Annotated in this window: 23 protein-coding genes and 1 tRNA gene; 10 read left to right on the top strand and 14 right to left on the bottom strand. The window is 34.2% G+C overall.

What is annotated here, in order from left to right; all coding sequences use genetic code 11:
• Positions 1-9: 9 nt before the first annotated feature.
• From DMB65_RS15455 to DMB65_RS22710, 3 genes are all read left to right on the top strand, one after another.
• Complete coding sequence (locus DMB65_RS15455) at positions 10-927, top strand: hypothetical protein (protein WP_110307536.1); 918 nt, start codon at positions 10-12, stop codon at positions 925-927.
• Positions 924-1,319, top strand: a complete 396-nt coding sequence (locus DMB65_RS15450; protein WP_110307535.1) for a hypothetical protein — start codon at positions 924-926, stop codon at positions 1,317-1,319. The genes DMB65_RS15455 and DMB65_RS15450 overlap by 4 nt, the downstream gene beginning before the upstream one ends.
• Before the next feature lie 368 nt (positions 1,320-1,687).
• A complete protein-coding gene (locus DMB65_RS22710) occupies positions 1,688-1,864 on the top strand; it encodes a GIY-YIG nuclease family protein (protein WP_394336117.1) in 177 nt (58 codons plus the stop codon).
• 392 nt (positions 1,865-2,256) lie between these two features.
• Here the strand turns inward: DMB65_RS22710 and DMB65_RS15440 are convergent, their stop codons facing one another.
• From DMB65_RS15440 to DMB65_RS15425, 4 genes are all read right to left on the bottom strand, one after another.
• Entirely contained in the window at positions 2,257-3,132 is an 876-nt protein-coding gene (locus DMB65_RS15440; RefSeq protein ID WP_110307534.1) for a cation diffusion facilitator family transporter, read from the bottom strand.
• 131 nt (positions 3,133-3,263) lie between these two features.
• Positions 3,264-4,586 (bottom strand): UDP-N-acetylglucosamine 1-carboxyvinyltransferase, encoded by a 1,323-nt coding sequence (gene murA, locus DMB65_RS15435; RefSeq protein WP_110307533.1) that lies wholly within the window; start codon positions 4,584-4,586, stop codon positions 3,264-3,266.
• 93 nt (positions 4,587-4,679) lie between these two features.
• Positions 4,680-5,402, bottom strand: coding sequence for a DUF4290 domain-containing protein (locus DMB65_RS15430; RefSeq protein ID WP_110307532.1), 723 nt, complete (start codon positions 5,400-5,402; stop codon positions 4,680-4,682).
• A gap of 1 nt (position 5,403) precedes the next feature.
• Positions 5,404-5,700: a DUF493 family protein gene (locus DMB65_RS15425; RefSeq protein WP_110307531.1), complete on the bottom strand. Its 297-nt coding sequence runs from the start codon at positions 5,698-5,700 to the stop codon at positions 5,404-5,406.
• Between the two features lie 319 nt (positions 5,701-6,019).
• Between DMB65_RS15425 and DMB65_RS15420 the strand changes: the two genes are divergently transcribed.
• The 5 genes from DMB65_RS15420 (at position 6,020) to DMB65_RS15400 (ending at position 10,601) form a co-directional block, all read left to right on the top strand.
• The gene (locus tag DMB65_RS15420; RefSeq protein ID WP_110307530.1) at positions 6,020-6,553 is read left to right on the top strand and encodes an AAA family ATPase; all 534 of its coding nucleotides are present in this window, start codon (positions 6,020-6,022) and stop codon (positions 6,551-6,553) included.
• Between the two features lie 64 nt (positions 6,554-6,617).
• Positions 6,618-8,513: a RecQ family ATP-dependent DNA helicase gene (locus DMB65_RS15415; protein ID WP_110307529.1), complete on the top strand. Its 1,896-nt coding sequence runs from the start codon at positions 6,618-6,620 to the stop codon at positions 8,511-8,513.
• Positions 8,513-9,460, top strand: a complete 948-nt coding sequence (gene fmt / locus DMB65_RS15410; RefSeq protein WP_110307528.1) for a methionyl-tRNA formyltransferase — start codon at positions 8,513-8,515, stop codon at positions 9,458-9,460. Before DMB65_RS15415 ends, fmt begins: the two co-directional genes overlap by 1 nt.
• A 180-nt stretch (positions 9,461-9,640) precedes the next feature.
• Positions 9,641-9,913 (top strand): HU family DNA-binding protein, encoded by a 273-nt coding sequence (locus tag DMB65_RS15405; protein WP_012022249.1) that lies wholly within the window; start codon positions 9,641-9,643, stop codon positions 9,911-9,913.
• Positions 9,914-10,040: 127 nt separating this feature from the next.
• Entirely contained in the window at positions 10,041-10,601 is a 561-nt protein-coding gene (locus DMB65_RS15400; protein ID WP_110307527.1) for a YqgE/AlgH family protein, read from the top strand.
• Here DMB65_RS15400 and DMB65_RS15395 read toward each other — a convergent pair.
• Together DMB65_RS15395 and DMB65_RS15390 are read right to left on the bottom strand one after the other, a co-directional pair.
• Entirely contained in the window at positions 10,598-11,437 is an 840-nt protein-coding gene (locus tag DMB65_RS15395; protein ID WP_110307526.1) for an aminotransferase class IV, read from the bottom strand. The genes DMB65_RS15400 and DMB65_RS15395 overlap by 4 nt on opposite strands.
• Before the next feature lie 54 nt (positions 11,438-11,491).
• Entirely contained in the window at positions 11,492-11,884 is a 393-nt protein-coding gene (locus tag DMB65_RS15390) for an START-like domain-containing protein (RefSeq protein ID WP_110307581.1), read from the bottom strand.
• Between the two features lie 153 nt (positions 11,885-12,037).
• Between DMB65_RS15390 and DMB65_RS15385 the strand changes: the two genes are divergently transcribed.
• A tRNA-Met gene (locus tag DMB65_RS15385) sits at positions 12,038-12,111 on the top strand.
• A 128-nt stretch (positions 12,112-12,239) separates the two neighbouring features.
• Here DMB65_RS15385 and DMB65_RS15380 read toward each other — a convergent pair.
• On the bottom strand, positions 12,240-12,785 hold the full coding sequence (locus tag DMB65_RS15380) for a restriction endonuclease (protein WP_110307525.1): 546 nt from the start codon (positions 12,783-12,785) through the stop codon (positions 12,240-12,242).
• A 659-nt stretch (positions 12,786-13,444) separates the two neighbouring features.
• On the opposite strand from DMB65_RS15380, the gene DMB65_RS15375 reads away from it, so the two are divergent.
• Positions 13,445-13,702 carry a hypothetical protein gene (locus tag DMB65_RS15375; protein ID WP_110307524.1) on the top strand — a complete coding sequence of 86 codons (258 nt, stop codon included), beginning with the start codon at positions 13,445-13,447 and terminating at the stop codon, positions 13,700-13,702.
• Between the two features lie 58 nt (positions 13,703-13,760).
• Here the strand turns inward: DMB65_RS15375 and DMB65_RS15370 are convergent, their stop codons facing one another.
• The 7 genes from DMB65_RS15370 to DMB65_RS15340 form a co-directional block, all read right to left on the bottom strand.
• The gene (locus DMB65_RS15370) at positions 13,761-14,759 is read right to left on the bottom strand and encodes a substrate-binding domain-containing protein (protein ID WP_110307523.1); all 999 of its coding nucleotides are present in this window, start codon (positions 14,757-14,759) and stop codon (positions 13,761-13,763) included.
• A 386-nt stretch (positions 14,760-15,145) separates the two neighbouring features.
• Positions 15,146-15,937 carry a T9SS type A sorting domain-containing protein gene (locus tag DMB65_RS15365; RefSeq protein WP_110307522.1) on the bottom strand — a complete coding sequence of 264 codons (792 nt, stop codon included), beginning with the start codon at positions 15,935-15,937 and terminating at the stop codon, positions 15,146-15,148.
• Positions 15,938-16,165: 228 nt separating this feature from the next.
• Positions 16,166-19,417, bottom strand: coding sequence for a pectinesterase family protein (locus tag DMB65_RS15360; protein WP_110307521.1), 3,252 nt, complete (start codon positions 19,415-19,417; stop codon positions 16,166-16,168).
• Positions 19,418-19,585: 168 nt separating this feature from the next.
• Entirely contained in the window at positions 19,586-20,695 is a 1,110-nt protein-coding gene (locus DMB65_RS15355) for a right-handed parallel beta-helix repeat-containing protein (protein ID WP_110307520.1), read from the bottom strand.
• A gap of 74 nt (positions 20,696-20,769) precedes the next feature.
• Positions 20,770-21,006: an Ig-like domain-containing protein gene (locus tag DMB65_RS15350; protein ID WP_165834958.1), complete on the bottom strand. Its 237-nt coding sequence runs from the start codon at positions 21,004-21,006 to the stop codon at positions 20,770-20,772.
• A gap of 138 nt (positions 21,007-21,144) precedes the next feature.
• The gene (locus DMB65_RS15345) at positions 21,145-22,695 is read right to left on the bottom strand and encodes a DUF5123 domain-containing protein (RefSeq protein WP_110307518.1); all 1,551 of its coding nucleotides are present in this window, start codon (positions 22,693-22,695) and stop codon (positions 21,145-21,147) included.
• Positions 22,696-22,735: 40 nt separating this feature from the next.
• A complete protein-coding gene (locus tag DMB65_RS15340; protein WP_110307517.1) occupies positions 22,736-24,535 on the bottom strand; it encodes a RagB/SusD family nutrient uptake outer membrane protein in 1,800 nt (599 codons plus the stop codon).
• Positions 24,536-24,548 lie beyond the last annotated feature (13 nt).

Below are 24,548 nucleotides of genomic sequence, written 5' to 3'. Positions count from 1 at the left end.
ATACCGCCCTTGCTCTCCGAAGTATGCTCAAAACAATATTACATTACACCTACTAAAGAAGAAGAAGAAGAAGATGTTCAGACACCAATCACAACACAACAAATAGAAGGAGGTGTTTATAGATCTTTAGCTAACTTTTTTAAAGATAAGCAAAATGTAGAATGGTTTAGAAGAAATGCGGGAGAAATCGGTAGATTTACGGGTCGCAATTTACAAGAAGCAGCTAACTATGTAGGTAAAAATATAGAATCTCTTGGGAGAGATATAGGAAAGTTTTTTGGCTTTGGAGGCGGAGACGGACCACCTCCTAATTTGAGTACATATGCTAATATACAAATGCCAACTCAACATAGTAGTTTTGGGTTTAACTGGACCTATCTATCTCAAGGGAAAGTTGGTGAAAGGTTTATCTATGAATTCTTTAATGGGTTCAATACTACTGGTCAGTATTTTATGGGAAGAAGCGTGGGGGATTTCAGTATGAGAAATCTTAATGGATCAGCAACTAATACCGACGAAGCTGTTTGGGGGTTAATTGGAGCTGTTTCATCTTTATCCTCAATTGGTGAGGCAAAGGTTGCGTTATCCGAACTTAAGGCTACAAAGGCTGTGAAAACTGGAGGCTATGGCGCAATGATGGAAGCTGATGAAGCGGCTCGTTATTCTAAATACTGGTCAAATTATGCACCAAAACAGATTAGCCCTGGAGCAACAAGAATCGATTGGTTTAGAGTGAGCGGTCGTACAGGAAGAACGGAGGCTTCACGGGTTATATTTGATAATTATGGGCGTCAAATTTTTAGAGTTGATTATTCAACTCATATGAGACCAGGTAATCATTCCATGCCACATTTACACCAATATGAATTTGGTATGGGGTTTGCTCATGGAAAAGAATCAGTATTTAACTTTTTTTTAAAATTATGAAACAAATTAACAAAATAGAAAGTATTAGAGATTTTTACAGTGATTGGGAACCATCAGATATTGCTTTTATAAAAGAAATGAATTGGTCTAAAAATAATTTGAAAATAGTTTTATATTTTCAAATTAGAAATGAGATGACTAAGTGGCCAGATCTGACGAAAGATTTTGTTGAAGCAACTTTTGAGTTTAAAAATGTAAATAATATGAAATTAAATTTTATTGGCAATGGATTACATTTTGTATCAGGGTTTGATATTATTAATGCTTCTGATCACGGTTTAGAGAATATAAACTTTTACATTGAAGATTATGAAAATGGCAGTATAGGATTTAGTTGTGAGGATATAGAAATTATTTCATTACAACAGCCAGCTTTATTACCTAATAATTGATAATGTAAAAGTATCAGATGTGTTGTGTGGTTCAATAATTTATTTAACATTTGCACATAATCAATAATTTATAGTAAATTAAATGAAAATTAAAAGAGGCTGTCCGAAAAGTAAGGACAGCCATTTTTGGTAAATTTAAATTATTCAGAGTTGATTATGTACATTCTTATGAGGGTGGAATACAGCAAAATGGTGTTGTGTTTGGACTAAAAGTTTTGAATGTTTTGGAATAGCCTGACCCTGAAGATCTACAATATTGTCATTTCGACGAAGGAGAAATGACTAAAGGAGAGAAACACTGCTAATTTGAGATCGTAATGTGACTTGATGTTCTTCAAACTGAACAAAATTAATTAAAAACTCAATTCATTCTTAATCCGCAAGAAGGTTTTCATACTTGCTATGTCTACATCTTAACCAATAAGAACCGTTCTACTTTTTATATTAGAGTAACTAATAATTTAAAAATTAGGCTTCAACAACACAAAGAAAATTTAGAAACCGGAACTAAAACTTTTGCTTCAAATACGGTATTTAATTTCTAATTTATTACAAAAAGTTTGTCTGGGTCCAAGAAGCTATTTCCAGAGAGAAAGAAATAAAAAAATGGCGAAGAGATAAAAAACTATCTTTAATTCAGGTCTTTAATCCTGAATTCGACTTTTTAAATCATCATTTTGAATCAATGAATATCGAATAGCTCTCCCTCAGTGACTTCTCCACCGTCGAAGTGACAAAATACTCAATACTTCTTTTTACCTGAGTTTACGTTAGGGATAGAAGCGGTATCTCCCGATTTAGAAAAACAAGGCTTTTCGGCCGTAGTTTTTGTTAATCGGGAATTTAGCGGATAGCCCGGCCGTAGGCAACGCCCATAAAAAAAACCGCTTACTCTTACGAATAAACGGATTTTTTATACCAGAGAAACGCATTTAAATCAGTAATATTCATCTGGCTCAACATGTATCAAAACATGTCCAAGTTCAGGAATTTGCTCTCTTAGTGTATCTTTTAATTGATGTGCCAAATCATGTCCCTCCTTTACTGAAATTTTTGCCGAAACTATAGCATGCAGATCAACGTGATATTTCATCCCGGCTTTACGAATAAAGCATTTTTCGGTTCCTAAAATACCTTTAACTGTCAAAGCCTTAACACGAATTATTTCGACTAAATCATCGTTAAGATGTTCATCCATGATCTCACCCAGAGCCGGCCTGAAAATTTTATAGCTGTTGTATAAGATAAAAAAAGCAGCAAAAAGTGCCGCCCAATCATCTGCTGATTCGCACCCTTTTCCCATAAGCAGTGCAATCGAAATCCCGATGAAGGCTGCCACTGATGTGATAGCATCACTACGATGATGCCATGCATCTGCTGCTAAAGCTGAACTGTTGGTTTGTTTACTGCGTTTCATTACCAACCGAAATGAATATTCTTTCCAGATAATGATTGCTCCTAAAATATATAAAGTCCAGGATTTAGGCAAATCATGTGAAGTACCTATATTTGCAATACTTTCGTAACCAATAATCGTGGCAGAAGTAATAAGGAATCCCACAACCAAAAAGGTAATGAGAGGCTCTGCGCGGCCATGACCGTATGGATGGTTTTCGTCTGCAGGTTTGTTTGAATATTTTATTCCAAACAGCACCAGACAAGACGAAAATATATCTGTGGTTGATTCTATTGCGTCTGCAATCAGGGCATAAGAATTGCCAAAAAAACCTGCCAATCCTTTTACAAGGGCGAGGCAGGTATTTCCGGCTATACTAAAATAAGTAGCTTTTACAGCTTTTTGTTCATTTGTCATTTAAAGACATTTATTTTTCTTCTCCAAAATTTCACGATTTAAACTTTTTTTAGAATTAGTTCAATAAAACAGCATCTAAACCTTCGTCTAACTAGTAAAATTGCCTGATCAATTCGTTATTTCCCGGGTGCTTAAAACATTTTCTCTCTCACGATTTTTGCTCCAATTGCTCTTAAACGCTCATCGATACGTTCGTATCCACGGTCAATTTGCTCTATATTTTGAATCGTACTTATACCTTTTGCCGAAAGGGCTGCTATTAATAATGAAATACCCGCACGAATATCTGGCGATGACATTGTAGTTGCTTTTAGCTGAGATTCAAAATTATGCCCCATAACCACCGCTCTATGCGGATCACATAACATAATTTTTGCTCCCATATCGATTAATTTATCCACGAAAAACAAACGGCTTTCAAACATTTTCTGGTGAATTAAAACATCTCCTTTTGCCTGTGTTGCGACAACTAAAACGATACTCAACAAGTCAGGCGTAAATCCTGGCCATGGTGCATCGGCAATGGTTAAAATAGAACCATCGATATCTGTTTTTACTTCATATCCGTCTTTATGTGCAGGAATATAAATATCATCGTTGCGTTTTTCGATTGTGATTCCCAGTTTTCTAAAAGTATTCGGAATTAAACCTAAGTTTTCCCAGCTTACATTTTTGATGGTGATTTCGCTTTTTGTCATCGCTGCAAGACCAATCCAGGAACCAATTTCAATCATGTCAGGAAGAATTCTGTGCTCACAGCCTGAAAGGCTTTCAACACCTTCAATAGTCAATAAATTAGATCCAACTCCTGTGATCTTAGCCCCCATAGTGTTTAACATTTTACACAATTGTTGTAAGTAAGGCTCACAGGCTGCATTGTAAACAGTAGTTTTTCCTTTTGCTAAAACAGCAGCCATTACAATATTGGCGGTTCCGGTTACAGATGCCTCGTCTAAAAGCATATCTGTTCCTTGTAATCCTTCTTCAGGGGTTTCTACTCCGTAAAAGTGATCCTCTCTGTTGTATCTGAATTTTGCTCCAAGGTTGATGAACCCTTCAAAATGCGTATCTAATCTGCGACGTCCGATTTTATCACCACCCGGTTTTGGAATATATCCTTTTCCGAAACGTGCCAAAAGCGGCCCAACAATCATAATAGAACCACGAAGCGCTCCACCCTCTTTTTTGAAAGCTTCTGTTTCTAAATATCCAACATTCACCTCATCAGCCTGAAATGTAATCGATCCCGCTCCATTACGTTGAATTTTTACTCCTAAATTACCCAACAAAGTGATTAATTTGTTGATATCTATAATATCGGGAATATTATTAATTGTTACTTTATCTCCCGTTAGAAGCACGGCACATAAAATTTGTAATGCCTCATTTTTTGCTCCTTGCGGAGTGATTTCTCCTTTTAAAGGAATTCCTCCTTCGATTTTAAATACTCCCATATTTCACTTTTAGGTTCTGAGTTACTAAGATTCTAAGACCCTAAGTTTTTTTCTCCCTCAAAGAAAAGCTTAGCAGCTTAGTCTCTGCAACTTTTATTTCTGATTATTATTTTTTTGAAAAGGTTTTGATTTTCCTGGTCCTTTATTGTTTTTATTGCTTTGGATTTTTGGCTGACCCGGGGGCGTAATTTTATTGGAAATACGTTTATTGGTACGCAATAAGTCAGTTGTATTTAAAAGCTCTTCTGTACTTTGCAGTAAGTTGATTTTTCCATCTGACAATTCAAATAAATGTTCAAAGATGACATCATCTTTTACAGTGTCTTTGTTCCAGCTCAGATATGACTTTTTCATGTGATTTGCAATCACGAGAACCAATGCATTTTTCATTTCGCCATCCTCCCATTTATTGGCAACATCTATCATATATTTGATATTATTACCGTAAAACCTGTATTTCGGGAAATTTTGCGGATACTGTAAAATATCCGGTTTTAACTGCAAAACATCTCGTGACGGAATCGGATATGGCGACTCTACATCTAATTTAAAATCAGACATAATAAAAAGCTGATCCCATAATTTATGCTGAAAATCCGGGACATCACGCAAGTGCGGATTAAGACTTCCCATTACCTGAATGATGTATTTTGCTGCTTTATTGCGTGTTTCGACATCTTCGATGATAGTGGCCTGATCAATCAGTTTTTGCAAATGACGACCATATTCCGGAATAAGTAAACGCTGTCTTTCAGAATTATATTCTAAGTTAAAAACAACGTCATTCGCGACTTCTTTTTTATATTTTTCGACCATGTTATAATGAAACTATACCTTCTATTGTAGAAACTTCTTTGTATTTGCTAATTACTTCATCAGCGCTATTCATCGTTACATCTATAGAAACACTGGTAAATTTACCTGTTTTAGATTTTGTTGTTTTGATAACCGCCCCCATCCTGTCAAAAGCTTTTTCGACCTGCTCCACATTATCTGCTATAGAAGGCACAATGAATTTATACAAATATTCTGCCGGCCAGGTATTTGAGTTATCAAGCTCGACTTTTAATCTTTCGTAAAATTCGGCGATGTTTTTTTCTTTGTCGTTCTCCATTCGTAATTAAAAATAAACGCAAATATACGTTTTTGATTTTAGATTTTTTATATTGAAAAAAGATATTAATCGGTGTATTTTTTTGGGATCTAATTACAATTTAACTTAATAGTGAATAATTGAAATAATTCCAAAAACAAAACCATCTTCCCGCTATAACCCTGATGGAGGCGATATCCTTTTATAGCGGGGTTCGCTATAAAAGATATAGCCGAAAGCAGGAACGATGCTTCCAAAAATGCGGAATCATCCGTTTCTGATAAATATTCTTTTTAATTACGAATAACTTTAGGTAAATTTGCGCTTTATTTTTACGAAAGTGCAAAAAGAAATCATAGTTCTCCTTGGCGGTCCTGGCACAGGAAAATCTACACTCATAAACGAATTAGTAGCTCGTGGCTATTGCTGTTACCCTGAAATCTCAAGAGAGGTTACGCTCGAAGCCCAAAAAAGAGGTGTCGAACAATTGTTTTTGGAACAGCCTTTATTGTTTAGCGAAATGTTGCTTGAAGGACGTATACAGCAATTTAAAAAAGCGTCACAGGAGTCTGATTCTGTCGTTTTTATTGACCGGGGAATTCCTGATGTAGTGGCTTACATGGATTATATTGGAGACGAATATCCGGATTTTTTCACTAAGGCTTGCGAGGACTACAAATATTCCAAAACTTTTATTTTACCGCCTTGGGAAGAAATTTACGAAAGTGACACTGAGCGCTACGAAAATTTCGAACAGGCATTAACGATCCAAAAGCACCTGGTTGAAACGTATCAAAAATACGGTTACGATTTAATTGAAGTCCCGAAAGACACGGTTGAAAACAGAATTCTTTATATATTAGACAAAATTTAGCGGCGGGTTTAAAGTTGCAAAACTAGAAACTGATTTCTAAATTTTTAACTTTAATACTTTGGCCATGCAGGAAGCACATGATATTCTTTTAAAATACTGGAAACATACCGGTTTCCGACCGCTGCAAAAAGAAATTATTGATTCGGTTTTAAAAGGTCAGGACACTTTTGCATTGCTGCCTACCGGGGGAGGGAAATCAATTTGCTTTCAGGTTCCGGCCATGATGCAGGAAGGAATTTGCCTTGTCGTTTCGCCTTTGATCGCCCTGATGAAAGACCAGGTGGTAAATTTGCAAAAGCGCGATATTAAAGCGATTGCGCTGACAGGTGGAATTCACACAGAAGAAATCATCGACCTCCTCGACAATTGCCAATACGGAAATTATAAATTTCTATACCTCTCACCTGAACGTTTACAGTCTGACTGGATTTTGGAGCGCATTAAAAATCTTCCCATCAATTTAATTGCAATTGATGAGGCTCATTGTGTTTCGCAGTGGGGACATGATTTTCGTCCGGCTTATCTAAAGATTTCAGAACTTAAAAAATACTTCCCTAAAATTCCTTTTTTAGCTTTGACCGCTACGGCAACTCCCAGAGTTATTGAAGATATTAAAACCGAATTAGGTTTGAAAGAACCAATACTTTTTCAACAATCATTTGAAAGAAAAAATATTGCCTATATGGTTTTTGAAGTCGAAGACAAACTGTATCGTGTCGAGCAAATTTTAAAGAAAAATCCACAGCCTTCTATTATATATGTACGAAATAGAAAATCGTGTTTAAATATAGCGACGCAGTTACAATCTTTAGGATTTCGGGCAACTTATTACCATGGCGGACTTTCGGCTAAAGAAAAAGACAAAAATATGCAATTGTGGATGTCTGAACAAGCGCAGGTTATTGTTGCTACAAATGCTTTTGGAATGGGGATTGACAAAGACAACGTAAAAACAGTCATTCATACACAGTTACCTGAAAATCTGGAAAATTACTATCAGGAATCCGGAAGGGCCGGACGAAATGGTGAAAAAGCTTTTTCTGTTTTGCTATTCAATAATTCAGATGCCAATCAGACAGAGCAGCAGTTTTTGAGCGTCCTGCCAGACAAAAAGTTTCTAAAAACAATGTACGTGAAACTTTGCAATTATTTTCAGATTGCTTATGGCGAAGGTTTAGATGATTCTTTTTCCTTTAAACTCAATCACTTTTGCAACAAATACGACTTCCCTACTTTAAAAACCTATAATTCTCTGCAGTTTTTAAATCAGCAGGGAATTATTACCCTGTCTCAGGAATTTTCAGAGAAGATTACCATGCAGTTTTTAATCGAGTCGAAAGAGATCATTCGTTATATGAGTCTGAATCCAAACGACGAAGAAATCATTCTGGCAATTCTAAGAACCTATCCGGGGGTTTATGAAATGAAAACACCTTTTAATCTTTCGCTTATAGCAAAAAAATCACATCATACAGAAGAACAGGTTTTGGCGGTTTTGGAAAAACTGAAAGAAAAAGAAATTATAGAATACAAGTCAAAAAATAATGATGCCACTATCTTATTCAACGAAGTGCGCGAAGATGAACTCACCATAAACAGAGTTTCGAAATATCTTGAAAAACAGAACCTTCTAAAAAAAGAACAGCTGATGTCTGTCCTATATTATATAAAGGAAAATAAAACCTGTAAAAACAGATTGGTTTTAGATTATTTTGGAGAAGAAACCATGCAAAATTGTGGCATCTGCTCCTACTGTATTTCACAAAAAGGAAAAATTACTGAAGCCGATTCGATTGCTGATAAAATTCTGCATTTATTAAAATCGGCCGCTTTGACTTCGAGAGAAATACAGATTCAGATACAACTCGATGCCCATGATATAATTTTGGTGCTTCAGGAACTGTTAGAGAACAATCATATTACCATATTAGCGAATAACAAATATACTTTAAAATCATAATGGAAAAATTGAGAATTATATTCATGGGAACTCCGGAATTTGCTGTTGGCATCCTGGATACCATTATTAAAAATAATTACGATGTTGTGGGCGTGATCACGACAGCAGACAAACCTGCGGGACGCGGACAAAAAATAAAATATTCGGCAGTTAAAGAATATGCTCTCGCAAGAAAACTTACTTTATTGCAACCGACAAACTTAAAAGATGAAGCTTTTTTAGCCGAATTAAAAGCACTGAATGCTAATTTGCAAATTGTAGTTGCCTTTAGAATGCTGCCAAAAGTAGTTTGGGAGATGCCCGATTTAGGAACCTTTAATCTTCACGCTTCATTACTGCCAAATTATCGTGGTGCTGCACCGATAAACTGGGCGATTATCAATGGAGAAACTAAAACTGGGGTTACTACCTTTTTTATTGATGATAAAATTGACACCGGAGCTATGATTTTAAATTCGGAAATTGCTATTGATCCGGAAGAAAATGCGGGACAATTACATGACCGGTTAATGCTGTCTGGAAGCGGTACAGTGATTGAAACTTTAAAAGTAATTGAAAGCGGTAATGTAAGCACTACCATTCAGGAAGATAATGAAGAGATCAAAACCGCATACAAACTAAACAAAGAAAACTGCAAAATTGACTGGACGAAATCCGGAAGAGAAATCAATAATCTGATTCGCGGTTTAAGTCCATACCCTTCTTCCTGGTGTTTTTTAAAAGATAAGAATGAAGCATTAAGCATCAAAATATATGAAGCAAAACTGATTTCAGAAGAACACTCTTACGAAATTGGCAAGCTGATTTCGAGTAAAAAAGAACTAAAAGTTGCAATACAGGATGGTTTTTTACAATTATTGAGTTTACAATTACCCGGAAAAAAGAGAATGCAGATGGCTGAATTATTAAATGGCTTCACTTTTTCTGATGATGCAAAAGTCTATTAACACCAATAAAAACAGGGGGTTATAACTATGATTGGTCGTAAAACAACTTGTTTTATGAACAAAAAAACGAAGTTATTAACAATTTTTACTAAATTTAGAGAAAACACTTGCAAGGAAAGGATTTCCTGCTAAATTTGTGTATTAACAATTTTTTTAACCAACAATTAATAACTAATTATTATGAACAAATCAGAATTAATCGATGCTATCGCTGCTGATGCAGGAATTACAAAAGCTGCGGCGAAATTAGCCTTAGAGTCTTTTTTAGGTAATGTAGGTACTACTTTAAAAAAAGGAGGTAGAATTTCATTAGTAGGATTTGGATCTTGGTCAGTATCTGCAAGAGCTGCAAGAGACGGTAGAAATCCACAAACTGGAAAAACTATAAAAATCGCTGCTAAGAATGTTGTAAAATTCAAAGCTGGAGCTGAATTAGAGGGTGCAGTGAACTAAGTAAGAAAGTTCTCTAAACTTATTATATAATTAAAACCCTCAAATTTGAGGGTTTTTTTGTACAGTTTAACGATTTTATTGGGTTTTTAAATATTTTATTATTAAATTTAATAAAAATTGTAACCGTATGATTTCAGAAAAATTAAAAAAAGGACACCTGCTTATTGCCGAGCCTTCTATAATTGGAGATTTATCATTTAATAGATCGGTAATTTTATTAGCAGACCACAACAAAGAAGGATCAATAGGTTTTATCATTAATAAGCCGTTAAAATACACTATTAATGACTTAATTCCTGAAATTGATGCAAATTTCAAAATATACAATGGAGGCCCTGTAGAACAGGACAATCTTTATTTCATTCACAATATTCCTGATTTAATCCCAAACAGTGTTGAGATTTCTAATGGTATTTATTGGGGTGGTGATTTCGAATCTACTAAAGACTTAATAAATGACGGATCTATTCATAAGAACAATATTCGCTTTTTCTTAGGTTACACAGGTTGGGATGAAAATCAACTTGAGAATGAAATGCAGGGAAATTCATGGATTATCACAGATAATAGCTATAAAAATAAAATTATCGGAAAATCTACCACTCATTTCTGGAAAGAGCAAATTATAGAACTTGGAGGGGATTACCTTATTTGGTCAAATGCACCTGAGAATCCATATCTGAATTAATTTTCAGATATGGATTCATTTAGCTTTTGCACTAATAAATGAGCCATAGCATTTGTAAATTCTTTTTTTCTGTACTTTGTTACAGATTGTATCCCTGTGATCACATTTGTCAGAAATAATTCATCTGCTTTTTGAAGATCAAATGGCGATATTATTTCTTCCAGCACTTCTATACCTTCTGTTTTCTTTGCTAAAGCTAAAATTTGCTTACGCATAACTCCATTCAGGCAGCCTTCAGAAATTGGTGGGGTTATTAGCTTTTTTCCTGTGACCAGAAATAAATTCCCTTGCAACATCTCTACTACATTCTTACTATCATTAATTAAAATACAATTGTCCAAACTATTTTCGTTTGCAAAAATACTTCCTGTAACATTAATCAATTTATTAGTCGTTTTAATCGACGACAATAATTGTTTTGTTACATAGAAGTCTTTGTATAAATCTACTTCGTATGGGGCAATATTTACAACATAAGAAGTATTTTCAAGAGAGGTTGCATGAATTAAATAGGAAACCAGATTTGTTTTTGGCAAATATAATCCTCCATCGTTCCTAAAAACAGTTATTCTTGCTCTGGCAGAAGCTGAGATTCCTTTTTTCTTTATTAAATCTAAAATTTGTTCTTCAAAATATTCCATTGTAAAGTTCATTGGAATTTCCATCCTTACAACACGCATCGAAGCCATTAACCTGAAATAATGATCTTCTAAAAACAAAATTTTACCGTTTATTACTTTTAGTGTTTCAAAAACACCATCTCCATACAAAAAAGCACGGTTTTGAGTTAATATATTTTCGTCTTGCCCTATTATATCCCCGTTAAAATTAATCATAAAAAAACCCTGAATTTTGTTCAGGGCAAATATAAGGCATAAAATAGACTTTTACTAAACAGACCCTATAAGATGTTTCAGATCTGAGATTTGATTCTCCCACAATTGTTTAGCCTCTCCTATTTCTTCTTTTTCGGCAAAGTCAATAACCATTAGTGATACATCTTTAGTTAATTCATCAACCAATATATGTAGCTCAAAGAAATAATCCGTGTCCTTGCTTGCATCATCAACCCACTTAAATTTTACTTTTTCGCCTGTCTTTTTAGATGCCAGACGTGCTTTTTCCTGCGAATCATTCCAGATAAAAGTAAAAAATTCACCTCTTGAATTTACATTGTCAGCAAACCATTCAGACAAACCTGAAGGCGTTGATATATATTGATACAATAATTGCGGCGAAGAATTGATCGGAAACTCGATTTCGTAACGTATTTTTGAATCCATGTGCAACATTTAATTTTTTGGAAATATAAGAATATCTGTTCAAAAAAAAAGGTTTTTTAAAAATATTTTTTTTTCTTCATTTTATGCTTGTCAGCTCTAATATAATTTTTATATTTGCACCCGCAATGAGGAACTCTTTTTTATTGCAGTCCAGGCGAGGTAGCTCAGTTGGTTAGAGCGCAGGATTCATAACCCTGAGGTCACGGGTTCAACTCCCGTCCTCGCTACAAGAACAAACCCTTAAGCATCAATTGTTTAAGGGTTTTTTATTTCAAAGACACAACACCATATTACTAATAATGTGATTATTACAAAATCAGACCTCAGGTTAAAGAACACCATTTTAATATATAATCTACAAACTATTCATTAGATAACAATCGTCATAGTACCGATTTTTAATGTTGCTCACATCAATATTAGATAATTGATTTCTTATTATTTGAGCTTCCCTTAACTGATCATAAAATCTATTCCCATTTATAAATTCTATAGAAAATCGTTCCGCTATAGTATATACGCCTATCTGAAAATCAGAAGCACATACAAACATTCCGGCTTTATATTCGTTTATCATTAACGAATCCAACAAAGATCCTATCTGTTCTAACTTAATTTTATTCTTTGATCTTTTAACTTGTATACCTACAGTTAAATCATCTTTTACCAAAATAACATCTATTCCGCCATCATTTGAATATCCAGTACAAATTGCCTGATAACCAAAGTCCCTATAAACATCTGCAACTAATTCTTCAAAAAATCTTGGATTTACATTAAACCTATTTTCATAATTTCTCACTAAATAATTTCTCACTTCAGACAAGGGCAAATCTGATTTATTGTAATCTAAGTCTTTTAAACATCCATTTAAACCAAAAAAACATCCCACATTTGCCACTTAGCGCCTATCCAATAGCTTTCTAAAATTTTCCACCATCCACAAACTAAACAACTTCCTAAAATTGTGCCCTCATAGTTCAAGTCCGAAATAATTCTGAAATATTTTTTTTCAAAACTTCCATGAATATTCTCCATGCTTATTCTACGTCTATTAAAGCGACGTCTAATATCATTTAAACAAACATCTAAAATCTGATCATTTTTTTGAATTGAAAGTTCAGTTTTACAATAAATGCATTTAGTATTATGTTCGCTGTCGTATGTAATTTTTTGGATTTATAGAATCAAGATGCATAACGTTTACTAATTTAAAAATAAAAAATAATGAAATTTCAATTTTCATAATCCTGAGGTCACGGGTTCAACTTTCGTCCTAGATATTATCAAAACATTAAAAATCAAATACTTAATTTTTTATTTTTATTTAAAAATATCTTGGGGGATTAAGCAAAAAGATTGGATAATCTGAATAAAAAAACCTATATTTTTCACTCCTCTAAACTGATTCTTTATTTTTTTAATTCTATTATCAGGAAAATAAATTAATAAAACTAGATTCTAAATCAATCTTAGTTTTTAATTAGTTAATTCTATTTTTTTGAAGATCTATTATAAATTACAATAACTTTGCAATTTCACAAGGCAAATTACAAAAATATGGATATAGTTAAATTTAAAATCACATCAAAAACGATAAAAGTAGAGGTACGCAATTCGAATAATTATGTTTTTAATTTTAATACTGCTTTAGAAATTGAAAAAAAAGACAGAGATGTTTTATTAAAACTATATAACGCATTAGATCTTCTTTTTAAGAAAGAAAACGCCCCCGAAATAAAAAACTATATCTCGCCAAATCAAACAAATATATTAGACCAGATTTCTGCTGCTGATGATTTTGATCTGAAGAAATAGCATTGATCTGGTTGAAATAACAAACCGAAGTCAAGAACTAATTAACTATTATTTTAAGTCACATATAATTTTCCTTTAAAATTATATCTAGTGGTATAAAATGAGCCGTATCTTCCGAACTTTCCTGCAAGATGATTTTTTTATAGAGGTAGTTTACCCCCATATACCCTTGTTCTTCCGGTTTTTGATTTATTAAAAAATCAAGTATTCCAGAGTTTAGGTATTTTATATTTTCCTTCAGGAGATCGTAACCTATTATTCTTATGCCTTTTATGTTTTGTTTCTCTAAAAATTGAGCTACAATATAAGCGCGGGAATTTGGGACAAATACACTGCTGATATTTTTAAACATCTCCAGATTAAGCAGATTAACATCAGGATCTTTGATTGTAATTTCGGAAAAACTAAAATTAGTCAGTTCAGAATGTTCTTCAAAAAAAGTATAAAATCCTTTGATTCGCTGCAAATAAACAGAAGTACTGTCTATTTCTTTGGCAATTTTGACAATAAGTACATTTCGGTCATTTTTTACTGCAAAACTAATAAGACGTCCTGCCAAATAGCCACTTTTAAAAGCATCCTGACCAATATAATAATGATCTATTTTATCTTTAATATCAGAGTCGATCATTACAACGGGTTTGTTTTTCTTTTTGTATCCATCCAGAAAAACAATAGATTCTTCATGAAAAATAGGTGAAAAAAGCATCCCGTCACATTCAAATTCAAGCACCTTAGCAGTCATTTCCTGAAATGATATGCTATCGAAAGCATAAAGAAAATAATGCAATTCGACACCAAATTTCCCAAAATCTTCGGCAGCCTTTTTTACTCCGTTTAGCTGACTCTCCCAGTATTCCAGTTTCTCATACTTTGGTAAAAAAACAGCAATTTTACATTTTTTATTTGAAGCTAAATTGCTAGCAAAAATATTTCGTTTAAATCCATGTTTTTTGATAATGGCATTTACTTTATCTATATTCTCTTGCGATACCTGACCGCGCTTATGAATAATCCTGTCAACTGTTCCTGGAGAAACATTGGCTAATTCTGCAATTTTTTTTATTGTTATGATATTCCTTAGTTTTAAGTTAAATAGAAATAAAAGTAATAAAATTATTTTTTTTTATTTTATAGGTCGCTTTTTTATTTAAGTTTTTATACACCAGATGTTCGTGTTCTTAAACTTATTTATAAACAGAGGCCTTTAAAAGATACATGGAATCCATTTTGAAATGACCTTATCCATATCAACCAATTAGAATAGTATGTCAGAAATAAAGAACCATACAGGGAAATCCCTTCGAACAAACTGACCTATACTTAATAATTCAAAGCCTAAGTGTTGATATTGCGGTAGAGGAATCAAAATTCTAACGTTTGACAAAAAAAAAAGAATATCCATTTCTGAATATTCTCTTTTAGTATTTTTTGAAATGGGTATTAGTTAACCAATACTTTTACTGATTTAGTTCCTTCTGCAGATTTAGATTTCACGATATAAATACCTGTATTTAAGTTAAAACTTGTATCTGAACCTGTTTTAAATGATTTAACTAAAACTCCGCTGATTCCGTAAACATCAATCTGAGTATCTGATTTTACATTGGATACAAAAACTAGTTTACCGTTTGTATAAACGTTTGATGCTGCGTCAGCTTTGAAATCATTAACACTAAGAGATGGAGTTGTTACATTTGCACCTGTAACTTCAATTTTGCTAATATACATACCGTTGTCTGCATATAGATACAACCTACCTGCTCCTGTTGAAGTACCTTCAAGAATCCCTTTAGCAGCTCCTGCAACATTGGTTTTTGTTATTTCTACTGTTCCATTTGTTAAAAACAATGTACGATTTGCAGAAGCGGCGTTACTTCCATGTTGAAACCAAACTTTTACAGTAGCTGCACCATCAACATCAAAATAAAAATATCTTACCGTTGGCATATTATTAGTGGCTGCACCACCACCTCCTGTTTTCACAATACTTGTGTATGATGTAGCATCGGAGTACGCAATACTAGTAGAAGCTTGAGCTGCAAAATAATTTGTAGAAGTACCTGTAATTGGAACACAACCTAACAAATCTCTAACTACTGCTGGCCCTCCACTGGCTACACCTGTTACAGGCCAAACAGAGGTGTCGTCAAAAGTCCAAGATTTAGTTTGTGCATTAACAGAAAATGCTGAAAAAAATAAAATTGAAGTGTAATAAAGTAATTTTCTTTTCATAATTTATGGTTTTAATAGTTTAGTAATCATAATTGTAATCGATTGCTTAAAATTATGTTTTTTTTTGTTATTTATGAAATTTACAAGCATTTATTTTTCACATATACAACTGATTATAAGCACCATTAGAACATAAAATATAAAAACACTATAGCAAAAAAGCAGGTTCTAAAAAATTTAAGGAACCTGCTTTTCTAAATGTTTTATATTAATATGTAAATCTAAAAATTAATGTGTAATAACTTTCACAGATTTTTGACCATCTGCTGCTTTAATGACTACAATCCAAACACCATTTTGGAATTCAAAATCAGTATCCTGATTCGTTTTAAATGTTTTTACTTTAGCTCCTGAAATACTGTAAATAACCACAGTAGTTTCTGATTTAACATTTGAGATAGCAATTCTGTTTTTATATCCAAATGCATTAACAGCAGAAGTTGGTGTATTGTTTTTTACACCTAAACTTTCATTAGAAATTAATTGTGGAAAAGGATCCCAACCATCAGTACCTTTAGTGAAATTAAAGGTAGTAATAGCCGTACCGTCTGTTAAGGTTGGCACTGTCAATGTAGTAGCCCATGAGGCACGTGCTGTCTGATTATTTACTCCTGAATTCTCTATTGTTCCGTACTCATACATTTTAGGCGAAGTACCAGACAAAGAACTATTCCAAGCAATAGGGGTTATTAAAGATTCACCAACATTTCCTGGATAATCTGAAGTTTCAATAGTTGTGTTGTAAAAAACAGCTTCTGATGTAGTTGCCGCCCATGGACGACCAAAGAAACCTGGTTTAGCTCGGTAAACAGAGGCTGTTTCTACATTAGGAATAGCAGAGGTAACTGTACATTCATAAAACAAATACCCTCTTCCGGTGGCTTGTTGTGGTGCTGTCAAATAAGAAGCATCTCCGGACGTATCACTCACATTCATAGCCAATTGAGTTTTATAGAAAGTGGCATTCATACCACCAAACATATAATCTACAGCCCCCATCATTACACCTTTGTAAACGGCAACTCTGGCGGTAGTACCACCAAAGAAACTATCCTGACGCCCCACTACTCTACAATTGTTTAAAACTGTTTTATCAATTCCGTTTTTGATGGCAATTGCAGCCGCTCTTTCTACAAAAGATCGGTTTTGAACAGCTGTGTTACCGTAATTTGTTGGTCTTGTACCTTTGGTTAAACCTACAACTTCTACCAAAACATCATTGGCTTCTTTTGCCGAAATATATTGGTTGAATGAGTTTTCTATAATAACATTTTCAGCTTCAAAACCATTGGCGCTCACAATAAGGGTAGCATTCCAATAAGAGTTATTAGTGGTTCCACTTGCATTTGCATAAGGTTGCGAACCATTTTCTTTGTTTACTCTCAAAATGTCAGCGTCCCATTTTTGATTGTTTTTCATACTATAATAATCATATCCTAAACCATAGTAAGAAGTAATACGAACCGCTTGTGGATCGATATCTACCCCTTTGTTAGCTAAAGCTATACTAGGTGTAACCGAAGCATTTTTGATTGTAATGTTTGGTATAGTGATATCCAACATCTCTTCATAATTTCCTGGATCTACCGCAATAACTACTCGTTCGTTACTAGGGCGAACCATTTTACCGGCAGCCGTTAATGCGTCATTAATTGTTGCATAATTTTTTCCGGCACCAACTGTAATAGGTGATGTATAAGGAATGCTTCCGCCTATTTTTATTTCTGTAAAGTAAGAAGTCAATGCAGTACCTAAAAGTGTTATGGTAACATAACCATCCGCAGCTCCCGGATAAGTATATTCTGTGTTTACAACACTAGCAGTACTTCCTGATGTATTTACAATTGCTGTGCCTCCGTCTATAGAAAAGTTGGCTGCAAAATAATGAGAAACGGTTATTTTATCTCCCACTTTTACAGGTATTTGTATGGTTCCTCCTGTTTTAGCTGTTAAATCTGCCTGAGGCGAACGACTGGCAAAAGAATTGGCTGTTCCACCAAATAAAATCCCTTTGTAACCTGTAGAGGCATTGGTTACAACTCTATCGTCAAAAGACCAAACCGTAGCAGGTTTAAACGCTAATGTTTTTGAAGTTGCTGCTCCAGCAATTTTTAAATTTGAAGTTAAACCCAATTCAACTTGGTGATTATCTAAACCAGAATAATCAATACTATACGTACCTGAACGTAATGAAACCGGAGCGTTGGGAGCAAAATTATACACATATCCAGCCTCATTTAGGTTTGTAAATTTCAGACCTAGCAAACCAATTTGGGTAGCATTTAGTCCTGTAGTGTTTATTGTAACGCTGTACAAAGGCTTGGCTGTAAAAGCAACATCTGATGTTGTTGTTGCGGCAACTGTAATGGTATTGGCCAAAATCTCGGAATCATTTACACCTGTTGCACTAATTGTGTATGTTGTGTTAGCTTCTAAATCTACACTATATGCTCCAGTCGTAGTATTTATTACAGGAACAGGAATGTAAATTTTACCTGTTGTAGTATAGTTCAAAACTACTTTTGTTAAATCAGAGGCACTTAATCCGGTTATGTTTCCTGAAACAGTGTATAAATCTACTTTAACAATAGAAATGTTTTGAGTAGTTGCTGCAGCAGTAACAGTCATATTTTCCCCGCTTGAAATAATATAACCATTAGCACCTACTAAACTCATTTTATAGGTATAACCTATTGGTAACGAAATTGAATAAGTACCTGATGTTACAAGAGCATCTTTGGTTTTACCGTTTGGATAAGTAAAACGAACCGAATATCCAGCCGGAATACCTGCTGCTGCTGTTTCGTCCATGGTTCCTGTTACGGCTGAATAGCTCGCTGGTTTTCTTAAAACTCTGTAATAACTCGCCCTGGCTGTTGAATTATCAAAACTAGAGATTTTAAATGATCCAGCTGCATTTGCCATAAACTTAGCTTCGGTAACTGCAGTAGTACTGGTAGTAAGCGGAATATTTACGGTTTGGGCATTAGTTGTGGTATTAACAACATTCAAATTAGCCGCTGCATTGTCAACTCTTGCTACAAAAGTTACTTCGTCATCCTCGTTTAAAGCCATCGTAAAAAAACGAACTGTTGAACTAGCATTTCCATTACAAAAAATACGAGCTGTGTATTCTGGCAAACCACTTACACCCAAATTTCCGGTTGCATAGCGAGTTACTGTTAAATCATTGGTATACAACCTATCGTTTGTATTGGGTTTAAAAGTAAGACCTCCGGTAAGATTAATAGGGTTTGTATTAGCATTGGTCAATACATTGTTAGTACTTGCGGTTCCCTGTACAACCAAACCACCATAGACATAAAAATTGCTATTGATAATAGTTGGTGTTAGCATATTGTTGTACAAATTAGCGTCTAATACTGCGCCTCCAAAATCCCAAACATCTGTTTTCTGGGCATGAGTAAACGATACAGAAAATAGTATCGCTAAAAAAAGCAATTGTAATTTTGTTTTCATAAGTTAAAAAATTGGTTATTTAGTAAAATTGTTTGAATGGTTCTTTGTCTAACCGGTTACTTGTTTATATTGTTAATATTGAATCCGCAGGTGCATTATGGTAAACTAATTTAACAAACGGATTATTTTTTTGTGGTCTCAACTTCTATTAAAAAGATCTTTCAGATTCTAAAATTCAAAAACTCCTAAGTCAGGCAAAGTTCCTTTAAAAGGCAAGCCGACATCTACTCCTTTATTAATCATATCACTATCTGCTTTTAGATGAAAGAAAGTAACATCCGGCAAACTGCCATCTGCTTTTCTAGCTGCTAATAACTGAGCATAATCAATACTGGTAAAATCATCTGCCGTCACTGTTATTCCGTTTTGCCAGCTGTTATTGGTAATATCAGCAATATCAGCAAGGGTAGTTCCGTAAGCACCTATCACATTACTGTTTTTAATAATCAGTTTCGCTAAAGGATTGGAGCCACTAAAAGAATAATTTCTGCCGTTATCATAAGCAGAACAGTTATAAATGGTCACTTCTCCTCTGTTACTGTTATGATCAAAACCATCAGCTACATTTCCTGCTGCTATGCAGTTGGTATATTTTGCATTGTGTTTTAATAATTTGTCATCACTGCCTCCGGTTTTAAAACCGTTACCGTCTCCGGCTCCTTTATTTCCATCTTTGAGATAACCATTCTTCACTGCCCAACAATTTTGATACGTTGTCGAAATATTATCAGTTCCCCTTAAATAGCCATCCCATCCATCATCCAGATTTTGCCAGGCTCTGCAACCAATAAATTTATTACCTGTTCCGACATTTAATTTACAGGCAAAACCATCAGCATTTTCAAGAGATGAATCGGCATTGAAATAGGAGTCACAATTAAGAATTGTATTATTGGCTGCACCGTTGTCCAGTTGCAAACCTGAATCAGCACATTCTGAAAAAGTCATAAACTCAATTGTATTGTTACTTCCTTTAACCTGCATTCCGTTATCTCCGGCTTTATAAATATCAATCCCTTTAATATGCCAATAATCCGCACTTAGAACAATGCCCTGATTCGCCGAATTTTCAGTCATAACAGAAAAATCTAATTTTGGTCTTGCAGATCCATCTTTAGCTTTAAGCGTTATAATCTTATCTGAAGTTCCTGATGTTGCTATGGTAATCTTTGAAGTCATCGTATAAGTCCCCCCGTTCAAAACAATAGTTTCACCCGCTTTAACTTTTCCAAGAGCCGTATTTAATTCGATAACTGTCGAAACTTCGTAATCAGCCACAGGAACAGTTGAAAAACCCGTAATATTAATTATTCTACTAGATGTTACAGCACTTTTATCTAAAGATGTAGCAGTTACAGTAATAGTTCCGTTTTTTTAGCTGTAATCAAACCCGTTGAAGATATTTCAGCAATAGCAATATCTGATACTTTCCATGAAACCGATCTATCAGTCGCATTGTCAGGTGTAACTTTAGCCGTCATTTGCCCATTAATTCCATATGTAATATCATTACCGGTAATCTCAATTTTTTGAACAAGCACATCAGAAACTTCAGTATTGGTATCATCGTCTTTCTGACATGAAATCATAGCAAATAACAATATAAGCCTGAATATTATTTTCATTTTCATTTAAAATTAAATTAACAAGATTGAATTTTACTAAAAAAGGCATGCGTAAACTTTTAAATTCAGCATGCCTTTTAGTATTAACAGTTTTTAATAAAATTATTTAATCCAACGTGGATCTCCTATTTTATTATCAATCAATGTTTGATTCTTAACTGTGAAATCACCGCCGGTAGCACTTGTAACTTGTGGGTCTAAAGTCGTATGTGTTCCTGAATTATCCAATCTTGTTCCTGAACTAAATAAAGCTGCTGAATTGTAATAATTATTATTAACAAAAGTTGGAATTGATGTAGTTGTCTGATTTGAATAAATTGCAGGGGTATCAATAAACAAATTCTTAGTCATAACTGTTGCATTACTTGCAAGACGAACGTATAAAATTCTATTAGAAGCGGTCATTCTTGGTAAATAAAGTGTGCAGTTTTCAACAGAAATATTTGAAGTCAAACCTGTCCCTGTAAAAGTATTTGAAGTACCATTATCCTCTCTGATAAAATCACGTGCATTAACACAATCATTAAATGTACTGTTTTTTAAAACCAATGAAGCTACAAAACCAGATCTAATATCTATGAAATCCCCACTAGTAGTTGTTCCTTTAGAAATTACAGAGTTTTCTACAGTAAATGAGTTCATTTTAACTGCTAAACTATTTACAGTAATCAAAGAACGAGTGTAATTATTGATTGAACAGCCACTAATTAAGATATCATTACAAGTTAGTGCATTATCAAACTTAATAACATCAGAATACGCTGCATCACCTGTTAAATCTAAATCAATCAAACTTAAATTTGCCAAACCTGTTTTCACTATGAAACCAACTTTTAATTTTGGTTTATCATAACTCCTTAACCCTCTAAAAGTTAAAGATTTATCAAGATTTAAAGCCAAAGGCTGCAAAGTGTAATCACCCGGTTCGAAAACCAAAATCGAACCAGAAGGAGCATTTGCAACAACTGTCGCTAAATCATCGGTAGTTTTTACCAAAATACCATCTCCTATGTCAATTCCAGTAGTAAAGTTAATCGCTCCTCTACGTTTAGTTCCATTAAACAAATCTGCCTGATACGAAGTCTCAGAACTCAAACCACTAATGGTCGCGATACCAGCAGCTTTTTCTTCAGCAGTGACAGTATGAGTAATAGCACCAGGACTCAATGTGATTTGTGTTACATTACTTCCGGCCACCCATCTTAAAGTAGCTTCTTTAGAAGTTACATCTCCATCCTGTATTGCTAAGAACAGTTGCTCTGATAATGTATTCGCAGTAGTAACAGTCCATTTAGACTCTTCTAATCCATCTGCACTAACAGCCTTAACTCTAATTGAATAAAGGGTTTCACCTTCTAAAGCTACAGTAACAGGTAATTGAGCTCCGGTAACTTCTACAGTTTTAAAAATAGTAGTAAAGTTTGGGTCATCTGCACTAAACTCAACCACATAATGATCAACTGATGCATTTGCAGTCCAAGTCAATTCAACTGATGTTTGATTTCTGACTTTTGCCGTAACACCAACAGGCGAAAATTCCCTTGTGTTTCCTATTCCGTCTAATAATGCGTCGTTGTAACTATCACAACTTGTCGCAAGAGCCACTACTAAAAAAGCAACAACCAGACCTTTTATTATATATTTTACTTTCATAATTATAATGCTTATGATTTATATTTTTTCTAATTAGCTATTAATATCCGTAATCGTTCCACAACATATTATTACTACCATCAATAAACACTTGCCAAATTGGCCAGAACTGTCTCATATCAGGATCAACTCCTGCTTTATAAAGAGAGGCAATTTTAGTATCTTCTAATTTAGTCCATGTTGCAGAAGTATAATCGGCCCCTGGATTTACATTTTCACCACGATTCAAACCATATACAACTAATGAAACATTATCTGCTGCATATTTATAATACAAAGTAGATGGCACATCAGCATATGATCCTGTACGTGCTTTTAAATCGGTCATTTTAGCTTTTGCTTCGTCCAATTTAACTTTAAGTAAATTCCATCGAACCAATGCTTGTTTACGCTCCATTTCTCCTGTAAACTCATATTTATTTTCTTCAACAATAGCATTAAACATAGCTTGTTTATCTGTCAAAGCGTTTACATAAGCATCTACTTTTATAGCTTGTGCGGCAGCAGGAAATGCTCTTTTTCTAATTTCTTTTAAATAGGGAGCAGCAGCTGCAGGCCCTTCTAATTCATTAGCAGCTTCAGCAGCAATCAAAAGCACTTCTGCATAACGCATGTACATTTTATTTACACCATCATCATTGGTAGAAGTCACAAAACGGCTCATCCACTCATAACGATATTTACCAAAACTCCAAGTATCCAAAGTACTTAACTCTTGTTTAGCGATGTTATTAACTGCTGTTCCCCATTTATAAGGCACACAAGTAACATCTCTACGTAAATCTGTCTGATCATAATCGTAAAAAACAAATGGTAATGGTCCAGCAACTCCTCCACGGTTTGCCCCATTTGCATGGAATTGATCATTTGTAGTATGTTTTACTGCAAACGTAAATAGCATACGACCACGTCCATCAGCAAAAGGAAGTTCCCAAAGAGATTCTCCACCAGCTGTAGTAATTTCCTGATTGTATTTTTTCCATAACCCTTCAAAAGTTGGTTCTAATTTTGCTGAACCACTCTGAATAACTTCACGGCATTCTTTTAATGCCAATGCATACATTTTATCAACCGAAAGTTCCGGATCTGTGCTTCTTCTAACACCACCAAATGAACCAGGATATAATTGGTATCCACTTGCCGCCATTGCCAAACGAGCTCTAAAAGCTTTTACAAAAGCTTTATTTACGTGTTCTACAGTACTGGTATAAGCCGTTTGATTTGGCCAGGCAACCAGCGTAGATGCTTCTCCTAAATCTGCTATCAGTTGTTTATAAATATCATCACGGTTTGTCTTAGCCAAATATATAGTTGCATTAGTCATTGGTGCAAAACGATAAGGAACATCTCCCCATGCTTTAATTAAATCAGCATAATAAATAGCTCTTAAAGTCAAAGCCTCTCCTAATAACTGCCCCATTTCTGAACCCGCTAAAGGATTTCCATACTGACGTATTCCACTTATACAAATATTAGCACGTTCAATTCCCTGGAACATCATTGAATATGCATTATTAGACGTATTCATCTCTGTGTTATTAGGCTTAGCATCATACACGACCAAATCAGCCTTATCTCCAGCACTTTGTGAAGTATTATACCATTCAACATCAGTATTTAATCCATAATATGGTAAAAAACGTCCTCTATAAGAGTTAGTTTCAGCAAATGGTACTTTTATACCATCAACAGCTCCTTTAGCAAGTCCTGCTGTAGAAAAAATTACAGATGCTTCTAATGATGATGAGGCAGGCGTCTCTAAATAACCCTCTTCAAATTGTTCGCAAGAACTAAATAAACCAGAGATAATTAATCCTGCTACTATTATTTTATGTTTCATTTTGTAGTAATTT

Source organism: Flavobacterium cheongpyeongense, from assembly GCF_003202435.1.
GTDB classification, from domain to species: Bacteria; Bacteroidota; Bacteroidia; order Flavobacteriales; family Flavobacteriaceae; genus Flavobacterium; species Flavobacterium cheongpyeongense.
This window is presented reverse-complemented; position numbering and strand designations above follow the sequence as displayed.